Genomic DNA, 24285 nt, shown 5'->3' with positions numbered 1-24285 from the left:
TGTGTTTGCGGTTATCTATTGGGTTCGTTCTTATCGTCCCTTACTAAGTCTTTTGCGAAGTCAATAAATAATTTGTGTGCTTTTGTAAATGAATATCTGTCGTTACTTTGTTTTACAGCAATGTTTCTTTTTACCATAGTTCCGATATGTCGCTTTAAACTCTCTTCATTGCACAGTTGCTTGTTAGCCTTAATAACATCTAACCACGATGAATTTTTAAAATATTCAAGAATTTCGTCAATATAAAATTCTGAATAATTAAGTTCCTCTAAAAAATTCTTTCCATCCTTGTCAAGTTCATAACATAAAATTGAAAAGAAAATAGAAATATCTCTTGAAGTGTTTTCATTTGTCTCACTTGAAACCAAGTAATAAAATTCGTGATTGCCTATAAGTTCAAAACCAAAAGAAGTTTCAAAAAACTTGATATAAAAATCTTCATTCTTCTTGATGGTTTCAAACAACAATTCCTCAACCGTAATGAACTTTCCTTCCATCAGTGAAGTGACAATCTCTTTATGTTTATCTGGATACATCTTCTTGTTTCTTAATTGTAAGTTTCGGCATAATTAGTTCTGATTTGTCATTAGAAACTGTAATCTTTCTTCCTTCTTTGCATACTGTAATTTCATATTCATCTTCAAAAAGTAAACTTGTTACCATAAAGAAATTGTCAAAGGAAAAATTCTCACTTTCTTGTTTGATAGAATTCTCACACCATTTAAAAAAATCCTCTACAGGCAAATTTTTGTTTAAAGTCTCTTTATATTTTGCTTTATCAAAAAGCCAATCATTCGTTTGCTGGGTGTCTTCAGCGATAATTAATTCAGCTTCGTTTTTGAATTGTTCAAAGTATTCTTTCGTGTTTTCATAAATAAATCTGTTATAAATATTATCTCGAGTAGAAACCAATATGCGAGGTGGTTCAATTTCTTTGTAACAGTTTCCATTGGTTAGGTAAAAATGAAAGCCTCTCAAATATTGACTTTCGGTTTTTATTCTCTCAATTAACGGCAATAGTTCGTTTGTGAGAATTACTGATTGAGTGTGTAAGTCTTTCCCGACTTGACGAAGTAGATGATAAAGTTTTTCAAATTCACGTCTTACACTTTCATCTCCATAATCAAATCTCTTTACATTAGAAAATTGAGAAACGTTTAGCAATTCGTTGTAGATGGATTGACTATGATTTACATCTAAAATTGTATTAAGTGGCGATATATAATTTTCAATCAGATACCTTGCTTTATGGACTTTTTCTTGGTAATCAATTTTCTTATTGTTCGCTTTTAGTTCTTTTGATTCTGTCAATAAACTTTTGGTATTATTTACAACAGCATTTGTAAACTTTTTTATTTGGTTTGACAAGGCCTCAATTCTTTCCAACAAAATATTTTTATCATCATTTATTCCTTCTCTGATTTTTAGAAATAATGCTCTGATTGCTTGCCCAAAATGTTCAATTTCCTCTGGTAAAAGAGGTTTAAACTGTTGATGGATAAACTCAAAGAGAATCAAATACGGCTCGTTGAAAGCAAAATCATCATTTTGTTCAACTAATATTTGATATTCTGTTAGCTGTGCCTGAATATTCTTATCATAGTTCTCTAAACAGACATTTAGAGATTCTTTGGTAATAATGTCGTTCTTGACCTGTATGTCAAAAAGGTCTCTTAACAACTCATAATGACTTGCCATAAACTGCAATATTGATTTTGGTTCTGACTTAATCATATTTCCAATATTGTTGTTCTAAGAATCTGTTGTTTCTTATTATACTTTCTCTAATCTTAACCACATTAACGTCTGAACTTTGTTTAATTCTATTTGTCATTTCGGCTTTGTTACCTTTTAGGCTTTGAGAATACATTCCAAAAAGTTCATCGTAGTTTTCGGGTATGTGTAATTGGGCAAATTCAAATACCTCTCTTATTCTAAGAAATTCTTCAAGTCCGTTAAAATCGTAATCAACAAAAACAAGTAAGTGATTTGTATATAGACTGCTGAGTGATTCTTTTCCTATTCGTCCGTATTTGTGAAGAAAAACGTAATTTTTACCTAGCAGTTTTTCTGCAACTAAAAAAGTGTCCAAGTTCTCAACAATGCAAATACGTTCTGCTTCAATTTTCTCTGCATTACAAGCAAATAGTTGAAATTTTTTTGTGTAGTCCTCTAAATTCAATTCTTGGCCATTTATCCAAACTGTATCATATCCTCTTAGCATAAAAATTGGCGTAGATACGGTTTTTTGAATTTTAGAATTTCTGAATTTTCTAACATTGTCAGACTTGTCTTTAACTTCGATGTCTTCGGGGAAATGGGTTTTAAAGAAATTTTCAAATTCAGTTACTTTGCTTACTTCATATCTGAATCCTCTTCCTGATTTTGTTTTTTCAAGAATTAAAGAAAAGACTAATCCTTGGAAATGAGGCGAACTCAATACAGTTTTTGGAACTGCCTTTTCTGTGAGGAAAGCATCATCTTTTAATTTCTTGTATGTTCTAAAATCTGTCTGATTCACTACGTTTTCTTTTTACGATAGATTACATTTCCGTTATTCTCACTTAAAACTATTTTCCCATTACTTCGTCTCACTAAATAGTATTTATCAAAACCGTCATAAGGATGCAGTGGTGCGGCTGATATTGGTATAAAATTATGCTCCTTACAGAAGTTTAAAATTTCAATTCTATTGGCTTCATCAATTGTACCTATCTCATCCACAAAAATCACGATTTTATTTTCAACGTCATTAATTACAATCTGATGGATGATTGACATAATAATCACCATTCTAATCATTTTGTCTGTTCCGTCAGATTCTATTTGATTTCTTAAATCGACAACTTTGTGATGTCCTTTTTTGTCAAGGTGCAATCTGATGTCAAAAAGGTCTTTAAATTCAATTATAGCTTGGTTATCCAGATATCTATTCAGAACATTAAGGTTTTCTGATTGATCGTCAAAGATTAGTTCTGAAGTTAGGTCTCTGATTTCCATAATCTTCTTTAAATCTTTGATTAGAGCTTCGTTTGGAATAATTTCAATGTTAAGAGAATCTATATCTGAGATTTTAATTTTTCTAATTTTAGAATTGAATTGATTGTTAATAAACGCTTGAAACTCTTGAAATTTTGATTGAAGCGTTTTGCAAGGAATAGAGAATTGTGTTGAGATATTTTTCAATAATGCGTCAATACTTTTTTGTTTGTCGTCAAGAGTTACAAGTTCAGAATCTAAATATTTGATAAATTCGTCCTCTGAAGCAAAAACAGTTTCCGTTTTAGTTTTCAGATTTTCAAACAATCTTTCTTTTTTATTCTTAATATCTTCTCGCTCAATTGAGTTTCTCTCAAAGTTTTTGAAAAGATTATCAAGTGATTCATTTGTTTGATATTCGATTGGCTTAATTCCCGATTCTTCAATCCTTACTTTCCATTCTTGAATCTTAGAAATTCTGCCTTCTTTTTGAGATATATCTTTTGCTAAAATTTCAATTGCTTGATTTATTTTTCCAATCGTTTCTTCGGTTATTCTTAGTTCTTTTTCTGTTTCATCTTTTTGCTGAATTAGTTCTTTTTGCTCTCCGTCTACTTTGATTAAGTTTTTTTCAACTTCTGGTAAAGAACTTAGCTCTTCGATTTTATTGTTAACTTCTTTGATTTTGTGCTGAACCTTTAGAAGTTCGGAACGGTATTTTTCCAGGTCTTTCGCAATTGGCAACAACTGTTCATTAATTTCCTTTTCTTTCAACGCTTCATCTTTTCGAATTCGCAATTCGTCAATTGAAGCAATAGGCTTGCCTTTAAAATCTTTTGGAATTGAAATTGCACCATCAAAGATTTTCATTACATCGGTTAATTTTTCAATACCTGATTGAATATTTTCCTTCGGAAGTGCGGTAATGGAATCAGAAAGAATTGCATTTAGAAATTCTTTATTTTCAACATTTTTGCTAATCTGATGAATGAGCAAATTTGAGTAGGTTTCAATTTGCCCGTCAAGTTTTGAAATGTCTTGAGATAGTTTTAAAATTTTCGTTTCTATTTCACGACTACTTAGATTTTGATTTTCAATTTGAGTAAGCCGGCTCTCTATGTTTTTCCTATCGGTGTCTAAGTTGCTTAATGATTGCTTCAGAAAGTCAATACCTTCGTAAGACTTAATCGTTGAAATCTTTTGTTTTAGTGAATCAATCGATGTTTGCTTGTGTGATATTGTAATTTTTAATCCACCAATTTTTTGATTTAACTCACTTTGTTTTGGATTCAAAGTCTCTGTTAGATTAACTTGATGTTCTTCTCTTTCTTTCTTCTTTTTTATAACGCTTGTATTTAGGTCAATGTTGACCGATGAATAAAGTGCGTCAAATGCATATACCACTTCTGAAAGAATCTGGTTTTTAGCTTTATAATGATTAACGAATTCTTTAAAATCAGAAAAACTTTTCTGAATACTCTTGATTACCTTTATTTCTTTATTGTGTTTTAAAAGAGTTTGAATATCCTTTTGATTTTTCTTAGAAAATTCAACTTGCTCGTTCTCTCTATTGTCAGCAATAATCAAAGATTCCTTAAGAGTTTTGTTGTCAATAAGTTTAGAGTTAATCAGGTAGCGATAGATTTTTGAGAAGTTGTTGCTAATTTCTCTCTGATCTTGTGATGCTCCTTCGTTTAACCACACAACACCATTATTTTTCTTACCTTTTTGATAAACAAAATTAAAGAGGTCTCGTCTATTGGAATATTTGCTGTAATCTACACCTGATGAAGAAAACTCGGCAAGCAAAGAATCAAATTTCTTTAGTTTTTGTCCTTTTGGTGTTTGCTCAAAATATTGCTCCTCTTTGTAATCACTGTCGATTTTGTAATAGTCCAGATTTCCTTCTGCATTTTTCTTTACCAATATGCAATAATATCTCTTTTTAAAAATTTCAAAAATTATGTAACTCGAATTGATAGAAGGGAAGTAATGATTTATTGTCGTTTTGTCACCTGTCCTATTACCGCTAAAAGTCATTTGCTTTCCGTCTATGATATACAGAAAGTTAAGAGCATAAATTAAAGTACTTTTCCCAATATTATTAGGCCCAACTATTTGTAATGAATCGCAGTCACCTAACTCAATATCAGCCTTTGAATAAATTTCCGAATGAAGTATTACGATTCTTTTTAACATTGTCTAATTTCTATAACATTAATATTAAGATGTTGCGGGTTAAAAAATTCAAATGTAATTGAATATTCGGTTGGCTTTTATTTATATCTATCATTCTATTTACTATCGTTTTCTTCTGATAATTGGCACTAATACCCAAATAGTAGAATTTTTAGATAGTATTTAGCAAAAGATATATTCATTTTTTATACACAATAATACAACTTATTTCGGCTACTTGTATTCAAAATTCCGTCAAAACCTACCTTTAGAAGCCAAACCCTGCCATCTCTTTAATAGCTTTCATTTCCTGCCCTAATTTTAGATTTTAAGCGAAATTCTAAACAAAATTAAAGTATGGCTGCACAACAAAAAGACCTTTCGTATTTCAGATTACGATTACAAGAATTATTAAACACCAGTTTCCCCGAAAAAGCAAACGACCTAAAATTTATAAACCAGCGTTCCTCTTGGGCAAGCAACGCTTATGAAGGTGCTTTTCAATCGGGAAATGATATTGAAAAATGTATCGAAATAGCCAATTATATTCTTTTTGACGGTTTACATTTTTCCAAGTTCGATACCGTGTTTCAGGTGGTTTGTAATGAGTTCGACACCCTAATGGCAGATGAAGAATTGCGACCATTTGCTTTGAAAATGTTCCGTGTTTGTGAACCTATTTTCTCCAATTATGAACTAACTGATGACTTCGCTTATGGTTATGAGTACGACCAGCTCTACACCGAAATAACCGGAACTATTGCAATATGGATAGCGGAAAATGGGCTTTAGTAAAAAGCAACATCTCCAACAAAACATTGATGCCCTCCGAATTGCTTTTAAACTAGAAAAGGAGAAACGGCAAGCCACGGTAGGTGAAAGACTGCTAATGATGCAATACAGCGGATTTGGCGGTCTTAAATTCGTGTTGAACCCTATTGGAAATGAAATAGATATTAATAATTGGCGAAAAACAGAACACGATTTATTTCCAACTACACAAGAGCTCCACCAACTACTAAAAGAAAACTCCGAAGACGAAAAGCAATACCGAGGGTATGTGGATAGTATGAAAAGCTCTGTTCTGACGGCTTTTTATACACCGCCACAGGTCATAGATGCGATTTCCGCAACTTTGCGTGAAAACGGTCTGAACATTGATAAATTCCTCGAACCCTCCGCAGGTATCGGGTCTTTCATACAATCCTTTTCAGAAAATCAAAAAGCCAGTATTACTGCTTATGAAAAGGATTTGCTTACAGGAAAGATTTTAAAACAGCTTTATCCCGAAAGCAATGTCCGTGTAAGTGGTTTTGAGGAAATACCCCAAAAGGAACAAAACACTTATGATGTAATTGCAAGTAATATCCCTTTTGGTGATACTTCCGTTTTTGACCTTTCTTATTCCCGAAGTAAAGACGAAGCAAAAATACAGGCATCTCGAAGCATCCAAAATTATTTTTTTTTAAAAGGAACGGATATGCTCCGTGACGGTGGCTTGTTGGCATTTGTTACTTCGCAGGGTATTCTAAATAGCCCAAAAAACGAACCGATACGCAGGGCGTTGATGCAGAATAGTAATCTGGTCTCGGTTGTTAGATTGCCAAATAATCTGTTTACTGAATATGCAGGTACAGAAGTTGGAAGCGACCTGATTATCCTGCAAAAAAATACGGCAAAACAAAGTTTGACCGAAGTGGAAGAACTGTTTTGCCAAAGTAATACAACAGAATATAATACACCAAACAATGTTTTTTTTCAGGATAGCACAAGAATTGTTCATACAGATAGAAAATTAGACACCGACCCTTATGGAAAACCAGCCTTAATTTATACGCATAAAGAAGGCGTTACCGGAATTACCAAAGACCTTAAAAAAATGCTTTCAGAAGATTTTAAAAATCATCTGAATTTGAGTTTATACAAAGGCGAGCCGAACATACAAATTCCAATTACAACAACTATTACAGCTCCCATTGTAGAGCCTATAACGATTAAACCAACACCTGTAACCATTCAGGAAAATCCAAATGAATTAAAACAATTAAGCATTTTCGACTTGTTTGAAAATGTGGACGAACCAGTAGCGGTTATTGCTCCACCAAAAAAAGGTACTCAAACTCAAAGGCAAACTTCCACGAAGCGAAGAGCCAATATTGTTCGCCAAGCAGACTTGTTCAGTTCGGCGATACAACCACCTTATATCCCTCCAATTTCAAATGGAAATACCAATGGAAATACTTCAACTGTCAGCAAAAAAGAGGAAGTTATCGGCGACCTGTTTTCGGGCTTAAACGGAAATGGTCAGGCTCAAAAGCAAACCGTTGTCAGTACCATTCCCGAACCTGCTCTATACAGCAAAGGATTACAATCATTTCATCGAAGTGATTGTCTTGTTATAGATAATGGTTGGGTTGGTCATTTGCAAGATGTTGATAAAAATGGAGCAACGGCAATGTTCCATCCCTTGCAATTACCATCATTCCAGAAAGTAAGAGCCGAAGCCTACATTTCAGTAAGAGATAGCTATCTCGATTTGTATCAAAAGGAAGCCGAAAAGCAAAACGAACATACAGTAGAAAGGGAAACGCTGAATAATTTGTATGATGTTTTTGTAAAAAGATATGGCAATTTGAACAGTGCCGAAAATATCAAATTGATTAAAACAGACAGTGCAGGGAAAGAAATTCCTTATCTGGAACGTGTAGTTGGTGGTGTGGTGCATAAGGCGGATATATTCAGTCGTCCCGTTACTTTTTCTACTACTATTTTAGCAACAGACAATCCCGATGAGGCTTTAGCATCATCACTGAACAAATACGGCAAGGTGGATTTGTATTATATGTCCGAAATCAGCAGTATGCCTGCCGATGCTTTGAAAGAAGCCCTACACGGTCGTATTTTCTATAATCCTTTACAAAAGGAATATGATATAGCCGAACGATGGATTGCTGGAAATATAGTAGAGAAATCTGAAGAGGTCAAAGCCTATCTTGAAAGTAGTCCCGATGATGCAGAAGCCAAAGTAAGTCTTACGGTTTTGGAAGAAGCCAAACCAAGACGCATTGAGTTTGAAGAACTGGATTTCAATCTCGGCGAACGCTGGATACCCACAGGGATTTATGCCCGTTTTGCTTCGCACTTGTTTGATACGGAAGTCAATATCCATTATTCCGAAAGTTCGGATGATTTTTCGGTAAAGTGCAATCAAAAGAATGTACATATATGGGATAAATATGCCGTAAAATCAGAGAGTAGAACCTTTGATGGGATTGCTTTGCTTAAACACGCACTCGTAAATACCACACCAGACATTACCAAAAAAATCAAGGTTGGTGACCAAGAAGTCAAGGTCAGGGATATGGAAGCCGTACAGGTGGCGAATACCAAGATTGACGAAATCCGTACTGCTTTTACCGATTGGCTTCACGCTCAAAACGATGAATTTAAAAATAGGTTGACCGACCAGTATAACAACACATTCAACTGTTTTGTACGACCGAATTATGATGGAAGCCATCAGGAATTTCCGGGTTTGGATAGAAAATCATTAGGTATTGAAGACTTGTATTCGAGCCAGAAAGATACTGTTTGGATGATAAAGCTGAACAACGGTGCTATTTGCGACCACGAAGTTGGCGCTGGGAAAACATTGGTAATGTGTACGGCTTCACAAGAAATGAAGCGTTTGGGTTTGGCACACAAACCGATGATTATCGGGTTAAAAAGTAACGTTCACGAAATTGCAGAAGCTTACAGAACCGCCTATCCACACGCAAAAATTCTCTATCCTGGCAAAGAAGATTTTACGCCCAAAAAACGCTTGCGGATTTTCGGGGATATTAAAAACAACGATTGGGATTGTGTGATATTAACCCACGACCAGTTCGGTATGATACCGCAATCGCCCGAAATGCAAAAGGAAATTCTCGAAATTGAATTAGACAGTGTAGAGCGAAATCTCGATGCTCTAAAATCTGAAGGCAGTGAAGTTACACGAGGGATGCTTGCGGGTGCTATCAAACGGAAAGAAAATCTTGAGGTAAAACTGAAAACCCTGCAACACGATATTGATAACAGAAAGGATGATGTAGTAGACTTCAAAATGATGGGCATCGACCATTTGTTTGTGGACGAAAGCCATCAATTCAAAAATTTGATGTTCAACACACGCCACACAAGGGTTGCCGGATTGGGAAATGTAGATGGAAGCCAAAAAGCAATGAACCTGCTTTTTGCAATTCGAACCATTCAAGACAAAATACAAGCGGATATGGGTGCGACTTTCCTTTCCGGAACAACAATCAGTAATTCACTTACGGAATTGTACCTTTTGTTCAAATACCTGAGACCAAGAGCGTTGGAAAAGCAAGGAATTAACTGTTTCGATGCGTGGTCTGCTATTTATGCAAGAAAAACTACGGATTATGAATTCTCGGTTGCCAACAATATTGTAGCAAAAGAACGTTTCCGATACTTTATTAAAGTGCCAGAATTGGCACAATTCTACTCTGAAATTACAGATTACAGAACGGCAAAAGATATTGGCATTGACCGCCCTGAAAAGAACGAAATACTGTATAACATTCCACCAACGCCCGACCAGACAGCATTTATCCAAAATCTGATGGATTTTGCAAAATCGGGTAATGCGACTTTGCTGGGAAGAGCACCTTTATCGCAACGAGAAGAAAAAGCAAAAATGCTTATCGCTACCGACTATGCCCGAAAAATGTCTTTAGATATGCGAATGGTTGGCGGTAGGTATGATGACCATCCCGACAATAAAGCATCCCATTGTGCGACAAACATTGCGAAATATTACAACAAATTCAATGCACTGAAAGGTACACAGTTTATCTTTTCCGACCTCGGCACCTACAAGCCTGGCGAATGGAATGTATATTCTGAAATAAAACGCAAACTTGTGGAAAATCACGGTATTCCGGCACACGAAGTCCGTTTTATACAGGAAGCCAAAAACGATAACCAGCGTAAAGGACTTATCAAGGATATGAACGAGGGTAAAATTCGTGTGATTTTCGGTTCTACAAGTATGCTTGGAACTGGCGTGAATGCACAGAAAAAAGCCGTTGCCGTTCATCATTTAGATACGCCTTGGCGACCAAGCGACCTTACCCAAAGGGATGGAAGAGCAATACGAAAGGGTAATGAAATTGCCAAGCATTTCGCAAACAATAAAGTGGATGTAATTATTTATGCTACAGAAAAATCGTTGGATAGCTATAAGTTCAATCTCTTGTACAACAAGCAACTTTTTATAGACCAGCTTAAAACCAATAACCTCGGCAAACGTACCATTGATGAAGGAAGTATGGACGAAAAATCGGGAATGAATTTCTCGGAATATGTGGCTATCCTTTCAGGAAATACAGACTTGTTGGATAAAGCCAAATTAGAAAAACAGATTGCCGGATTGGAAAGCGAAAAACAGGCTTTCAACCGTTCAAAGTATAGTGCGAAGTACAAATTGGAAGACTATACGGCTGAATTGGACAAAGCCCAATCCCGATATGACCGTATGAGCCTAGATTGGAATAATCTGCAAGGACGTATCCAAAAACGTTCTGACGGTACTATTACCAATCCTGTTCAGTTGGACGGTTTACCGCCCAATGCGGATATAAAACAAATCGGTGCAAAACTCAACCAGCTTGCGGATAAAGCCCGTACAGGTGGTGATTACGAGGAAATCGGAAGTCTTTATGGTTTTCAGCTTTTGGTAAAAACGGAAATGTCACAAAAAGACGGTGTGGATATTCGTGTAAATCGTTTTTTGATGCAAGGCGAGGGAAATATCAAATATACCTACAACAATGGTCTAATCGCTAAAGATGAAAAGCTAGCTGCTATGAACTTCCTTAACGCACTGGAAAAATTGCCTGGATATATTGAGCAGGAGCAAAAGAAAATTACGGAAATACAAAAAGACCTACCTATTCTTCAGGAGGTCATAAATGGTACGTGGTCTAAGGAAAGCCGATTGAGCGAACTCAAAACCGAACTGGCCGCCGTTGAACGAAAGATACAGTTATCAATTACGCAGGAAACTAAAGAGGAACCTGCGGAACAAACCGAAAAACAAAAGCAAACGCCAAGCATTTCGGAGAATATTGTACGGATAAAAGGTGTTCATTTACCACGTGGAGTATTGTAATATGCAAAAGAATTTGCTACATTTCGTCCTGTTCGTCCATTTTCTTAATCAATGCATCTCGGAGGCTGTCAAGGAATTTTGTTCGGTTTATCTTCCGGGATTTAAGTTCCATGAACGTATGATAGAAATCACCTAAGTCAATATTAAAGGTTCTTTCAAAAGTTTTGGAGATAAGCTTTATGTCAACATTTCCGTTTTCAAATACGCCTAGTGAATATAATGCGTAAATCAATTCGGTTAATGCTGTTTTGTTACCAGTCCAATTTAAAGGAGATTCATGAGAAATCTTATTATAGTTTTTAGTATTCAATTGGTTTTCAATGTAAACTTGTATCAAATCATTAGCTACGATTTTAGCTACTTTATAATCGTGGGATGTAGAGAAGCTTTGGTCAGTTTCAAAATAAATTGTGTCCAACCATAGTTTTATATCGTGTTTGCCACGAACAAAAAATCTTTCGTCAAGAAAGGAGTTATTACTGCGGTAATATTTATAAAAATCAATGTTATTGTCAAAGAACCCTTTGAGTTTTTTTAGTTCTTTGTTAAGATATTTTCTGACTGGTTTTGCTCCATAAGGCTTTTTCGCCTCAATTTTATATATGGCATTGTAGTAAATAAGTTTTGAAACAATAATAGGCTTCTGATGTTTGAAAAAGTGGATTTCTTCCCCAATATTCTTAAATCCTCTGTTTAGAACATATTTCTTTACTTCCGACAAACATTTTAGAATGATACCTATAACGGCTTCTATCCGTTGTATAGAGTGATCGGTTTCAATCTCCAAATCGTTGATTTCTGTTTCCAGCTTGTGTAGTGTTTCTGTATAAAATTTGTTCATTTGGCTATTTTGAAATCTATATTTGGGTTAGAGAAAAAAATAAACTGTGTAATTTGTAGGCTATATCACATCTAATGAATTTTTTTGAAATTATTATAGAGCCTATTTGCAATAGCTTAGCTTCTTCCATAATCGGTTAAAAGATTTCAGGAATGTTTATTAGAACAATTCCTGAACACTCTTTTTTTATTTCTATTATCTCCTATTCTTCTAAGATAAAGGCAATTATAGATTTAGGGATTTACTTTGCCAACTTCAATATTCTGTAAGCCCCTCTTGCTACAATTACAAATACAATAGCCCCAATAATCAAATCTGGATAACTTGAATTGAGCCAATTAACTAAAAGACCAGCAACAATAACTCCCGAATTGATAATGACATCATTTGATGTGAATATCATCGAAGCCTGCATATGCGCTTCTTTACTTTTGTTCTTTTGTAAGAGATAAAGGCAAAATACGTTTGCAATCAATGCTAAAACTGAAACGACAATCATTGTTTTGAAATCGGGCATAGCTTCAATTCCCATAAAACGTCTGATCACTTCAACGAAACCTACAATAGCAAGTAAGACTTGGAAGTATCCTGCAAATCTGGCGATGTTGTTTTTTAGGGCGATTGTTCCCCCCACAGCTATTAAAGCCAATGCGTAAACGACACTGTCCGCAAGCATATCCAAGCTATCGGCTATCAATCCCATTGAACCTGAAAAAATACCGAATAACATTTCCAATCCAAAGAACAGGAAGTTGATAATCAACACGATCCAAAGTAATTTCCGTTGCTTGTTGCTTGTATCTGTTTCAACAACAAAATTGCTTTTTTCAGTTGAAACCAATGTCGTATTTAGGTTCAGTGTTCCCAAAGCCAAAAAAATTGGCTCTGGGTTTCCATTGTGATAAACGTCCAATTTTCTATTGGCTATATCAAATTCCAATCCTTTTACCGTATCAAAGTCTTGCAGTTTCATACGGATTAATTGCTCCTCGCTTGGGCAATCCATTTTAGTTATATTGAATATGGTTTTTTCCATTTGTTTTAAAGCTTGAATTTTATTCCTCCGTTAATCACAAATCCGTCCAAAGGTGCATAAATGTCTTTAAAAACCGGATTGGTTATTGTTCCTGTATAAATGCTACCAAAGCGTGTTTGTCGGGTGTCAAGGAAGTTTTCAAAGTTGATGTACAGAGAAAATCTTTCCCAAATCTTTTCAGCCATAAACCCGGTAATAAAGTAACCTTTGCCCGTAGTTCCATTATTCAGTTTTTGAGGACTGAAATAATAGGCTTCCAGACCAACTTTCCATTTGTCTTCTATTTCATACATCAGGATGGAATTAATGCGGTGCTTTGGCGTTAACGGGCTTTCTACAGTCATTCCATTTTGGTTTAATCGAGCATCTGTATAAGTGTATCCCAAAAATAATTTCAGGTCATCGTAACCAATTTTAATATTGGTTTCTGTTCCTTTAGTATGAATATAACCTGGAGAATTAACGAACTGATACAGATTTGCAGAGGGGTTTTCAAGTAACAAGGGATTATCCAGATAGGTGTAAAAGAACAATTGGTTTATGCTAAATGACCAATCTTCCCCAATGTAGGTGCGGTAATTGATGTCTGCATTTGCTCCATAACTTTTTTCCAATTTATTGATTTTGTTGTCAATAGGCATTACATTTTGATATTGTAGGCGTTCGCTTTCTTCTGTAAAAATGGTTGGTGTTTTATACCCAAATCCACCTCCAATACGTGAAGTCAATCCGTTTGCAATCTTAAACAATGCAGATACTCTTGGCAAAAATACAGCTCCGTAATCTATCACGTAATCCGTTCTTAAACCCGCTTCTAATTGAAGCCAATCAGTAGCCTTAAAAGAATTTTGAACGAAAGCTCCGAATGTGTTTTGGCTGTAATCCCTCAACGGAAATGCAGTAATCTGCTTTTCTTTAAAATTGTCTGTCCAAATATTGACCCCGGCTACCCATTCCGATTTTTCTGTACTGTTGGTATAATTTGCTTCTGTAAAAGTTGCGGTTTGTGTTCCCTCAAACTGATAGTTGGGAATTGTTGTATTTCGGTTAAAATAACTCACGCTGTTTTTAATTTGAAAAGAACTTTTTTCATTAATCAAATGGTCGAAAACAAATTGAGTGGAATAGCGTTGTGTTTTATTTTTCTCGAAATACTGATGCGTGTTATCTCCTTTACCTTTGATGTAAAGCATATCACCTCCCAAACGGTTTTCGATAGTTGTATTGACACCGAAATTCATTTTTGTTTTATCATTGAAATAAACAAACAATTTAGGGTTCAGTACAAAACGTTCAAATTTTGGAATGGCAGAAAAACCAATTTTTGCAGGGTCGTAAGCTTCGTTTCTATTATGCGAAGCAAATATGGTTGTTCCGATTTTCTTAAACTTCTGTCCGTAAAAACCGTTGATGTCTAAACCTCCGCCTGATGTTCCGTTTAAATGAAAACGCAAATCCCTTTCTTCCGTTGGTGTCTTGGAAATTAGGTTTACCAAACCTGCTATTGCTCCACCACCATACAGCGTAGATGTAGAACCTTTGATAACTTCAACCTGCTTTAAGTCAAGCGGTGGAATTTGCAACAAACCTAATCCGCTTGAAGCACCCGAAAAAATAGGGAAGCCGTCTTTTAGAATTTGCGTATATCGTCCGTCAAGCCCCTGAATACGGATACTTGCATTGGCACTGGTAGGCGAAGTGGTTTGTACGTGAATACCTGTACTTTCCGCCAAAAGCATACGAATATCCCCAGGTTTCATATTTCCTTTTTCTCCCAATTCCTCACTTCCGATAAATTCAATACGGGTTGGAATATTTTGTATGCTCCTTGTACTTCTTGTAGAAGATATAACCACTTCATCCAATTCTTCTGAATTTTCTTTGAGTAAGATTTCAATAACGCTGGTGTCCTTTAATGGAAATTCCAGTGTATCAATACGTTCATAAAAGCCTACGTAACTAAAATGTATTTCCTGTACACCATCAGGAACATTTACTATTATGATTTGACCGTTTTCGTTTGATGTAGCGGCAAGCGAGGTTCCTTTTATAGATGCTGTCACACCAATCAAAGGATTTTTGTTTTCACTGTTTCTAACAACAGCATTAAATGTGTTTTGTGCAAAGACACAGAGATTTAGTGTCATAAAAAATGACATAAAGAGTATTTTTTTCATTATATGAAAAATTATTAATGTTTAAAAAATAAGAATTGACGGTTTGTAGCACCGCAATTTGTTATTGTGCCGAAGACACTAAAAACATTAATTAATCTTAGGCGGTTGCCAAATGGAAGAGAGGAAGTCTGAAACAGCTGAGGCAGTTATTACACTTAATTTCTTTTCAGGTTGTTGGGCAGAATTTGTTGTTAAAGCATAAAAAGAGGTAATTACAAATCCGGTACAGGTATTGCATTTAGAAAAAGGCGAGCAACATTCCATACCGCAACCGTCGCTATCTTCTTCCTGACTATTTGTTGTTTGATGTATGACGTCAAAGCATTTATCTTCCATAAAGCCTGGCAAGGTCGATAAGACCAAGACCATTAATGCTAATATGGATGATAAATGTTTCATTTCCCAAAGATATTGAAAACTACGTTACAAACTACTACCCCTGTTATCATTACTACCCATTTTGTATAAAACCAACTATTCTTTAAAATTTCATCCTTTGTATGCGTACAGCGTTTAAAATTGCCAATAAAGCCACACCAACATCAGCAAAAACGGCTTCCCACATTGTGGCTAAACCACCTGCGCCAAGTACTAAAACGATTGCTTTTACAGCAAATGCTAAAATGATATTTTGCCAAACTATTTTTTTTGTTTGCTTCCCAATATTGATTGCCATCGGGATTTTGCTTGGCTTATCATCCTGAATAACCACATCTGCAGTTTCGATGGTGGCATCACTTCCTAAACCACCCATTGCAATTCCTACATCGCTCAAAGCTACTACTGGTGCGTCGTTCACGCCATCGCCTACGAATGCTACGGTTTCGTTTTGGGCTTTTATTTCTTTTACTTTATTTACTTTGTCTTCGGGTAATAAATCGCCAAAAGCATTATTAATTCCTAATTTATCTGCAACAAATTTTACTACGGTGCTTTTGTCTCCGCTCAACATTGTGGTTTTTACGCCTAATGCTTTCAGTTTGTCAATTGTAAGCTGTGCATCTTCTTTGATGCTGTCTGCAATGGTAATATATCCTGCAAATTTCCCATCGTAAGCAATGGCAATTAGGGTGTAAACAATTGTGGTCGGGTCTAAATCATAATTGATGTTGAATTTATCCATCAACTTAAAATTCCCGACCAATAATTCTTTTCCATTTACATTGGCTTTCAAACCGTGACCTGCGATTTCTTCGGTATTTTCTAACTTTATTGAGCTGTCAATTTCGCCTACGTATTGATGAATAGCTGTTGCGACCGGATGTGTACTTTGGCTTTCCAGAGCGTTGACCATTTTCAGGATTTCATCTTTATTAAATTCAGATTTTAATACCACTTCCTGAACTTTGAAAACGCCCTCGGTCATTGTACCCGTTTTGTCCATTACTACGTTTTTAATATCGGCAATGGCATCTAAAAAGTTGCTTCCTTTAAACAAAATTCCATTCTTGGAAGCGGCTCCAATTCCACCAAAATAACCTAAAGGAATACTGATGACCAAAGCACACGGACAAGAAATAACCAAGAATACCAATGCTCTGTACAGCCAAGTTTTAAACTCATAATTTTCTACAAACACCATCGGAAAAAGACAAATTGCAATCGCTAAAAACACAACAATCGGCGTGTAGATTTTTGCAAATTTTCTGATGAATAATTCGGTGGGCGCTTTTTGGGCGGTGGCATTTTGTACCAGTTCCAAAATTTTAGAAAGCTTGCTATCGGTATAAGCGGTGGTTACTTTTACCTGTGCAACGGTGTTTAAATTTATCATTCCAGCCAATACGGTTTCGCCTTTGGTTTTGGTGTCGGGCTTGCTTTCTCCTGTCAATGCAGCGGTGTTGAATGATGCTGTTTCGGATAATAATTCTCCGTCTAATCCTAATTTTTCTCCGGGTTTTAATTGGATGATATTTCCGATGTTTACGGTTTCAGCTTTTACCGTTTTTGCCTGATTGTTTTCTAAAATTGTTACTTCATCGGGTCTTTGGTCGAGCAAGGTTTTAATATTGGCTTTGGCTCTTGTTACAGCCAATGTTTGGAACACTTCGCCAACGGCATAAAACAACATTACGGCAACCCCTTCCGGATATTCGCCAATGGCAAAAGCTCCGATGGTGGCAATGCTCATCAATAAAAATTCTGAAAACACATCGCCTTTTCTAATGCTTTCAAATGCTTCTTTAATTACTGGAAATCCTACAGGTGCATAGGCTACCACATACCAAACAATCCTTACCCAACCTGTAAACCAAGATTGAGGAAGCCAATTATCTAAAGCAATTGCAATCATCAATAATGCGAAACTGATGATGGCTGGTAAAAACATTTGAAAGGTAGATTTATCGCTACTTCCGTGGTTATGACCGTCGTCGTCGGAGTGGTCGTGATTGTGCCCATCATCGTCGGTATGTTTTTCCAATAGCTTTTTTGCATTGGCATCGGTATATATTTTTTCTTCTTGTGGGGTGCAACAAAGCTGTTTGCCTTGTGCATCGTATTTATGTTTATGTTCCATTATAGTAGTCTTTTAGTAGTTTGTTTGTAAATTAAATATTGTTCTCCGTGTTGTTTTTCTAAAAATTCTTCTTCCAATCTTATCTGAATTTGGATAACGATGTAAGTTGCAAGCATCAGAAAAAATGTAAGTGCATTGGGCAGTATAAAAAATATTCCGGCAACACTGATTATCATTCCTAAAAAAATAGGGTTTCGGCTGTAAGAAAATAAGCCTTTTGTTATTAGTTCGGTTTTATAATTTTCATCGATACCAATACGCCAGCTGTTGCTCATTTGGTATTGGGCTACTGAAATCCAGAATAGTGAAAGGTGTATCAATATTAATCCAATTATCAAAAATACCTCTTTCATTAAATAAGAAATGGGTACTAAATACTGATATGCTTTATCGCTGAATGAATAAATGAATACCGCTATAAAAAGCAAGGCTATCAATATTTTCATTACAAAACCGATGTAATCGTGTGCGTTATCCGTTTTGCCAAATGTTATCGGATTGATGCCTGTTTGCTTATAGGTGCGGTATGACGGTAGCACAAATGCTACCGTCATATACAACACCAAATACAAAGGCAAATAAAATTTTAACCAAATCATAGTTCCTATTTTTAATGTCCGTGCCCACCTGTATTGCTCAGTTTTGCGTTTACAAAGAATGCTCCTTTTACCACAATTTTTGCATCGGCAGGAATTTCATTTACAAAAGATACTGCGGTATAACCCATATCAGATACGCCTTTAAACACTTCCACTTTTTCAAAATTCTTGCTGGTTTTATCTTCCTTATGGTCTTTTTCTTCTTCCTCTTTATGACCGCCTTCTTCTTCGCCTTCTTCGTGATGTTCTTCTGCTTTTTTATTGGTTTGTACAAAAATATAGTATTTTCCATCGGCATTTACAATGGCATCATTCGGTACAGCCGAAGTTGTTACATTATTAAGACTTACAATGGCAGTAACATTCATTCCGTCTATAAGTCCTGTTTTATTGCCTTGTACCACGGCGTGAGCGGCAATTGTTTTGCTTTCGTTTTCAAAAGATGAGCCTATTGCAAATATTTTAGCATTATAGTCTTCTACTGCATTGTTGGTTATTCTAAAATGAATAGTTTGCCCTACTTTGAGCATCGGCAAATCTTTTTCAAAAACATTCAAATCCAAATGCAAGGAACTGTTATCTACAATTTCTATAACAGGTGAAGAAACATCTACATAGCTTCCTATTTTAGCGAAAACGTTACTAACCGTACCATTCAAAGGACTGGTTACAACCAATGCTGATTTTAGATTACCATTTGAAACAGAACCTGGATTGATGCCCATTAATTGTATCTGTTGTTGTAAGGAAGCTCTTCTGGTACGTAAACTATTGAGTTCGGCTGTGGCACTTTGTAGATTTTTCTTAGCACCTGCATTGCCTTCGTTCAATTCTTTTTGTCTTGCTAACTCTTGTTCTGCAAAAGTTATTCTGCTTGCAGTACTCAAATATTCTTCCTGCAATTGTATAAACTGCGGATTGGCAATAGTGGCTATTACTTGTCCTTTTTTTACATAATCTCCAATTTGTACGTTCAGTGTTTTTATTACACCACCATACAAAGAAGTTGCGTTGGCTTTGTTGTTATTGGGAACTTTCAGCAAACCATTTGCTCGGATGGTTGCCGTTAATTCTTTTTGCTCTATTACGCCTAATTGTATGCCTACCGTTTTTATTTGTTCTTCGGTAAGTGTGGCAATGGTTGGCGTTTCTTCTTCGTGAGGAGCTTCAGCTTTTTCGGTTGCTTTTGCTTCTGTAGCCTGACCCTCTTTTTGTTTATCGTTTTTACACGCGGAAAAAGTAAATATTAAAACAATTATCGCTGTGATAGACGTGATTTTATTTATATTGAATTTCATTTTTGCTTATTGATTAATGAATGAATAAATATTGATTACGGATTGGTTTACCTGCTGAATACTTTTCAAGTAATTCAACTGAATATCGGTGGCAGTTTGCAGCGCAAAAAGATATTCTACATAACTGATTTCGCCTGTTCTGTAACCCAATTGTGCTGCTGATACAATTTCCTTGGCATTTGGCAATGCTTCTTTCTCAAAATAATTGAATTGCTGTATGTCTTGCTGATATTGTTGCAAGGCATTTTGCATTTGCGTAGCCAATGTTTTTTGCTGTTGCTGTGCATTGGCTTCGGCTGCTTGTTTTCTGTAATCTAAAGATTTTATTCTGGCTTTGGTAGCACCATAAGTGATGGGAATAGCAATACCAATGTTTACAGAACTAAATCGGTTTCCACCATTAAAAAATTTCTCTGCTCCGTTTACATTTTGAAAACCAATTAAAGACTGATTGACATAACCAATGGTAAAATCGGGTAAGCCTTGCGAACGTTCTACCTTTTTTGTTTGCTCTGCAATAACGGCATCTTGATACAAAGATTGAATGGCAGGATGATTGGCTACAGCTTCATCACCCAACAAATTAGAAATTTGCAAAGGCTGAAAATTGCCGTTTTCTGCAATGGCAAAATCGTCTTTTGTGTTCATCAATGTTTTTAGATTGGCAACTGCATTGCTTAGGAATACTCCGTTTTGTTTCAGCAATAAATTGATTTCGCCTTTCTTGGCTTCCGCTGTGCTGATGTCCACTTTTTTGGTGTCGCCAGTTTTGTATCGAAGTTGTGCAATTTTGATAAAATCATTGTACAAACTATCCAATTGTTGCAATTGTTTTTGATTGTGTTGCAAATACAAAATTTGATAATAATAAGTACGCACCTGATTTTTCAGCTCCAATACCGAAAGGTTTTTCTGCAATTCTTTGCCTTTTATTTCAGCATTAATCAATTGTTTTTTTGCTCCGAATAATGATGGAAACGGAATGGTTTGTGACACCTGAAAAGACTGGTCGAATTTGGTACTGCTATATTGCCCTAATTGTGCATTAAAACCAAGTTTTGGTAATTCTCCAGCAGTTTTTTTCAAAGCTTTGCTGGCATCAATTTCTAAATCTGAAGCTTTTAAGGTTTGATTATTTTGAAGTGCAATATTTATCGCATCGTCAACGTTAGTTAAACTTTTTGTCTGTGCATTTGCTGTAAAGCCTACCGTTGATAAAAGCAATACAATGATGGTTACAATGGGTTTCACTTGTGGCTTTCTTTTTAATTTAATTTTTGAATTGAAAATGATATAGAGTAATGGCAGTACAAATAGGGTAAGGAAAGTTGCGGTAATTAAACCACCGATAACCACCGTTGCTAAAGGTTTTTGAACTTCAGCACCTGCACTACTACTCAATGCCATTGGTAAAAATCCTAAACTGGCAACTGTTGCCGTCATCAATACTGGTCGCAATCGGATTTTAGTTCCTTCTATTACTCGTTTAAATACGTCTTTTACGCCTTCTTTTTCCAATTGGTTGAAAGTACCTATCAATACAATTCCGTTGAGAACTGCTACACCAAACAAAGCAATAAATCCAATTCCTGCACTGATGCTGAACGGCATACCACGAAGTAATAAAGCCAATATACCACCGATCGCACTCATTGGGATAGCTGTAAATATTAAGCCTGCCTGTTTAAAGGAACGGAACGTGAAATAGAGCAATACAAAAATCAATAACAAAGAAACCGGAACGGCTATCATTAATCGGTTACTGGCTTCCTGCAAGTTTTCAAATTGACCGCCATACGTGAAATAGTAGCCCGGTGGTAATTTTACCTGTGTATTTAATTTTTGCTGAATTTCTTCTACCACACTTTGTACATCCCTGCCTGCAACGTTGAACCCGATTACAATTCTACGTTTTCCTGCTTCACGGCTTATCTGTGCCGGTCCTAATTTGTAATCAATAGTTGCTACTTGCGAAAGCGGAATTTGATTACCAGTTGAAGTTGGTATCATCAAATTGTTTACATCTTCGATACTGTTACGGTAAACACTATCCAACCGAACTACCAGTTCAAATCTTCTTTCGTTTTCATATACTACACCAGCACTTTTTCCTGCAAATGCAGTGCTTACTACATTGTTTACATCTTCTACCGTTATCCCATAATTGGCTAAACGTGTACGGTCGTATTCTATATTTATTTGCGGTAAACCACTCACACGTTCTACTTGTGGAGATGTAGCACCTTCTACTGTTTGTATAATTTTACTAACCTTATCAGCATTCAAGGCAAGCGTATCTAAATTTTCTCCAAATATTTTTACTGCTACATCTTGCCTAATACCTGTCATCAACTCATTAAAACGCATTTGTATTGGCTGATTTTTTTCAAAGAACACACCAGGTATTGCTTCTAATTTTTCATTGATAGCATCTCCCAATTCATCATAACTTCTGCCACTTTTCCATTCGCTTTGAGGCTTTAGCAATATCATCATATCAGTAGCTTCGGGTGGCATTGGATCCGTTGGCACTTCTGCCGCTCCAGTTTTACCTACTACCATTTTTACTTCATCAAATTCTTTAATAATTCTTGAAGCTTGCATAGAGGTTTCTATACTCTGGCTCAATGAACTGCCTTGTGGTAAAATACAATGGAAGGCAAAATCTCCTTCCTGTAATTGTGGTATAAATTCGCCACCCATTCTGCTAAATAAGAAAAGACTAAAAACAAATATACCAACGGTAATTCCTACTAGCCAATATTTTATTTTGATGGCTTTTTCTAATAATGGTTGATACATTTTTTGCAACCAATTCATCATTTTATCCGAAATGGTTTCTTTGAGCATCGGCTTTTTAGATAAGAACAAAGCGCACATCATCGGGATATATGTTAAAGATAATATCAATGCTCCGAATATTGCAAAACCTACTGTTTGTGCCATAGGACGGAACATTTTACCTTCTACACCTACCAATGTAAGAATAGGAATATAAACTATAAGGATAATGATTTCACCAAAGGCTGCACTATTACGAATTTTGGAAGCTGAGGTAAATACTTCATTATCCATTTCTTGCTGTGTGAGCCTTTGTGTAGATTTCCTTAAACCTAAATGATGCAATGTAGCTTCTACAATAATTACCGCACCATCTACAATTAATCCAAAATCTATTGCTCCCAAACTCATTAAATTGGCACTTACGCCAAACACATTCATTAAAGCCAATGCAAACAACATCGCCAAAGGAATAGCGGATGCTACAATCAATCCTGCCCTAAAATTTCCTAAGAAAAGCACCAATACAAAAATGACAATCAGTGCGCCTTCTATCAGGTTCTTTTCAACGGTACTCATAGCTCTGTCAACCAAATCTGTACGGTCTAAATAGGGTTCAATAATTACATCTTCGGGTAAGGATTTTTGAATAATAGGTAATTTTTCTTTGATGCGATTTACCACCTCATTGCTGTTCTCGCCTTTCAACATCATTACCACACCGCCAACTGCATCTACTTCGCCGTTGTAGGTCATTGCTCCGTATCTTACAGCACTTCCGAAACGTACATCTGCTACGTCTTTTATAAAAATGGGAATACTGCCGCCATCATTTTTTACACTGATATTTTTTACATCATCCAATGAAGTTACCAAACCGATACCTCGGATGAAATAAGCGTTTGGTTTTTTGTCGATATATGCACCACCAGTATTTTGATTGTTTTTTTCTAATGCGGTAAAAATGTCGGTAACACTTACCCCCATAGCTTTTAAGCGATTGGGATTTACTGCTACTTCATATTGTTTCAGTTCGCCACCAAAACTATTTACTTCGGCAATTCCGGGAGTTCCATATAATTGTCTTGCTACAATCCAATCCTGCATTGTGCGTAGGTCTTTTGCATTGTATTTTTTTTCACTGCCTTTTTTCGGATGGATGATGTATTGATAGACTTCTCCCAATCCGGTACTTACTGGTGCAAGTTCTGGCTTGCCAATACCTTTAGGTATATTTTCCTCTGCTTCTTTTAGTTTTTCATTGATAAGCTGACGGGCAAAATAAATGTCTACTTTATCTTTAAATACTACTGTAATTACCGATAAGCCAAATCTTGAAATACTCCTTGTTTCTTCTATATCTGGAATATTGGCAATGCTTTGTTCAATAGGGAAGGTTACTAATTGTTCTACTTCTTGCCCTGCCAACGTAGGGCAAACCGTAATTATTTGCACCTGATTATTAGTAATATCGGGTACGGCATCAATGGGTAGTTTTGTGGCACTCCACACTCCCCAAATGATGAGTAACAAGGTCATTATACCAATGACAAGCTTGTTCTGAATACTAAATTTTATAATGTTATCTAACACGTATATCTGTTTTAATTTTTGATAAATAAATTATTGCCTCTTGTCATAAGAAGCCAACAGATAATCAAATAACTATTGGATGAAGTGGATAATGCCTGTAATTATTT

The 24285-nt window shown here is 35.8% G+C and carries 14 protein-coding genes; 2 read left to right on the top strand and 12 right to left on the bottom strand.

What is annotated here, in order from left to right:
• Positions 1-11: 11 nt before the first annotated feature.
• From LNP27_RS10200 to LNP27_RS10185, 4 genes are read right to left on the bottom strand one after another with little or no spacing between them, the layout of a single operon-like run.
• A complete protein-coding gene (locus LNP27_RS10200; RefSeq protein ID WP_229941509.1) occupies positions 12-536 on the bottom strand; it encodes a condensin complex protein MksE in 525 nt (174 codons plus the stop codon).
• The gene (locus LNP27_RS10195; RefSeq protein ID WP_229941508.1) at positions 523-1734 is read right to left on the bottom strand and encodes a hypothetical protein; all 1212 of its coding nucleotides are present in this window, start codon (positions 1732-1734) and stop codon (positions 523-525) included. The genes LNP27_RS10200 and LNP27_RS10195 overlap by 14 nt, the downstream gene beginning before the upstream one ends.
• Positions 1727-2521 (bottom strand): hypothetical protein, encoded by a 795-nt coding sequence (locus LNP27_RS10190; protein ID WP_229941507.1) that lies wholly within the window; start codon positions 2519-2521, stop codon positions 1727-1729. Before LNP27_RS10190 ends, LNP27_RS10195 begins: the two co-directional genes overlap by 8 nt.
• On the bottom strand, positions 2521-5178 hold the full coding sequence (locus tag LNP27_RS10185; protein ID WP_229941506.1) for a hypothetical protein: 2658 nt from the start codon (positions 5176-5178) through the stop codon (positions 2521-2523). Before LNP27_RS10185 ends, LNP27_RS10190 begins: the two co-directional genes overlap by 1 nt.
• Before the next feature lie 336 nt (positions 5179-5514).
• Between LNP27_RS10185 and LNP27_RS10180 the strand changes: the two genes are divergently transcribed.
• Positions 5515-5949, top strand: a complete 435-nt coding sequence (locus LNP27_RS10180) for a DUF1896 domain-containing protein (protein ID WP_229941505.1) — start codon at positions 5515-5517, stop codon at positions 5947-5949.
• Positions 5939-11335, top strand: coding sequence for an N-6 DNA methylase (locus tag LNP27_RS10175; RefSeq protein ID WP_229941504.1), 5397 nt, complete (start codon positions 5939-5941; stop codon positions 11333-11335). Before LNP27_RS10180 ends, LNP27_RS10175 begins: the two co-directional genes overlap by 11 nt.
• 16 nt (positions 11336-11351) lie before the next feature.
• On the opposite strand, the gene LNP27_RS10170 is transcribed toward LNP27_RS10175, so the two are convergent.
• The 8 genes from LNP27_RS10170 to LNP27_RS10135 form a co-directional block, all read right to left on the bottom strand.
• Entirely contained in the window at positions 11352-12176 is an 825-nt protein-coding gene (locus LNP27_RS10170) for an RteC domain-containing protein (protein ID WP_132109836.1), read from the bottom strand.
• 241 nt (positions 12177-12417) lie between these two features.
• Positions 12418-13212 carry a cation efflux transmembrane domain-containing protein gene (locus LNP27_RS10165; protein ID WP_125013919.1) on the bottom strand — a complete coding sequence of 265 codons (795 nt, stop codon included), beginning with the start codon at positions 13210-13212 and terminating at the stop codon, positions 12418-12420.
• Positions 13213-13217: 5 nt separating this feature from the next.
• Positions 13218-15389 carry a TonB-dependent receptor gene (locus tag LNP27_RS10160; RefSeq protein ID WP_229941503.1) on the bottom strand — a complete coding sequence of 724 codons (2172 nt, stop codon included), beginning with the start codon at positions 15387-15389 and terminating at the stop codon, positions 13218-13220.
• 87 nt (positions 15390-15476) lie between these two features.
• Complete coding sequence (locus LNP27_RS10155) at positions 15477-15788, bottom strand: hypothetical protein (RefSeq protein ID WP_229941502.1); 312 nt, start codon at positions 15786-15788, stop codon at positions 15477-15479.
• An 82-nt stretch (positions 15789-15870) separates the two neighbouring features.
• A complete protein-coding gene (locus LNP27_RS10150; RefSeq protein WP_229941501.1) occupies positions 15871-17907 on the bottom strand; it encodes a heavy metal translocating P-type ATPase in 2037 nt (678 codons plus the stop codon).
• Positions 17907-18506 carry a methyltransferase family protein gene (locus LNP27_RS10145; protein WP_229941500.1) on the bottom strand — a complete coding sequence of 200 codons (600 nt, stop codon included), beginning with the start codon at positions 18504-18506 and terminating at the stop codon, positions 17907-17909. The genes LNP27_RS10150 and LNP27_RS10145 overlap by 1 nt, the downstream gene beginning before the upstream one ends.
• 11 nt (positions 18507-18517) lie before the next feature.
• Entirely contained in the window at positions 18518-19804 is a 1287-nt protein-coding gene (locus LNP27_RS10140; RefSeq protein ID WP_229941499.1) for an efflux RND transporter periplasmic adaptor subunit, read from the bottom strand.
• A gap of 6 nt (positions 19805-19810) precedes the next feature.
• Positions 19811-24178, bottom strand: a complete 4368-nt coding sequence (locus LNP27_RS10135) for a CusA/CzcA family heavy metal efflux RND transporter (RefSeq protein WP_229941498.1) — start codon at positions 24176-24178, stop codon at positions 19811-19813.
• Positions 24179-24285: the final 107 nt, after the last annotated feature.

The sequence above is a fragment of the Flavobacterium galactosidilyticum genome (assembly GCF_020911945.1).
Classification (GTDB): domain Bacteria; phylum Bacteroidota; class Bacteroidia; order Flavobacteriales; family Flavobacteriaceae; genus Flavobacterium; species Flavobacterium galactosidilyticum.
The sequence above is the reverse complement of the archived record's forward strand: the minus strand, read 5'-3'. Positions and strand labels throughout refer to the sequence as shown.

Excerpts from the sequence above, each read along its gene's own strand:
- LNP27_RS10140 (WP_229941499.1), bottom strand. The coding sequence starts at position 19,804 with ATGAAATTCAATATAAATAAAATCACGTCTATCACAGCGATAATTGTT.
- LNP27_RS10185 (WP_229941506.1), bottom strand. The coding sequence starts at position 5,178 with ATGTTAAAAAGAATCGTAATACTTCATTCGGAAATTTATTCAAAGGCT.
- LNP27_RS10155 (WP_229941502.1), bottom strand. The coding sequence starts at position 15,788 with ATGAAACATTTATCATCCATATTAGCATTAATGGTCTTGGTCTTATCG.
- LNP27_RS10195 (WP_229941508.1), bottom strand. The coding sequence starts at position 1,734 with ATGATTAAGTCAGAACCAAAATCAATATTGCAGTTTATGGCAAGTCAT.
- LNP27_RS10150 (WP_229941501.1), bottom strand. The coding sequence starts at position 17,907 with ATGGAACATAAACATAAATACGATGCACAAGGCAAACAGCTTTGTTGC.
- LNP27_RS10160 (WP_229941503.1), bottom strand. The coding sequence starts at position 15,389 with ATGAAAAAAATACTCTTTATGTCATTTTTTATGACACTAAATCTCTGT.
- LNP27_RS10180 (WP_229941505.1), top strand. The coding sequence starts at position 5,515 with ATGGCTGCACAACAAAAAGACCTTTCGTATTTCAGATTACGATTACAA.
- LNP27_RS10175 (WP_229941504.1), top strand. The coding sequence starts at position 5,939 with ATGGGCTTTAGTAAAAAGCAACATCTCCAACAAAACATTGATGCCCTC.
- LNP27_RS10145 (WP_229941500.1), bottom strand. The coding sequence starts at position 18,506 with ATGATTTGGTTAAAATTTTATTTGCCTTTGTATTTGGTGTTGTATATG.
- LNP27_RS10170 (WP_132109836.1), bottom strand. The coding sequence starts at position 12,176 with ATGAACAAATTTTATACAGAAACACTACACAAGCTGGAAACAGAAATC.
- LNP27_RS10165 (WP_125013919.1), bottom strand. The coding sequence starts at position 13,212 with ATGGAAAAAACCATATTCAATATAACTAAAATGGATTGCCCAAGCGAG.
- LNP27_RS10200 (WP_229941509.1), bottom strand. The coding sequence starts at position 536 with ATGTATCCAGATAAACATAAAGAGATTGTCACTTCACTGATGGAAGGA.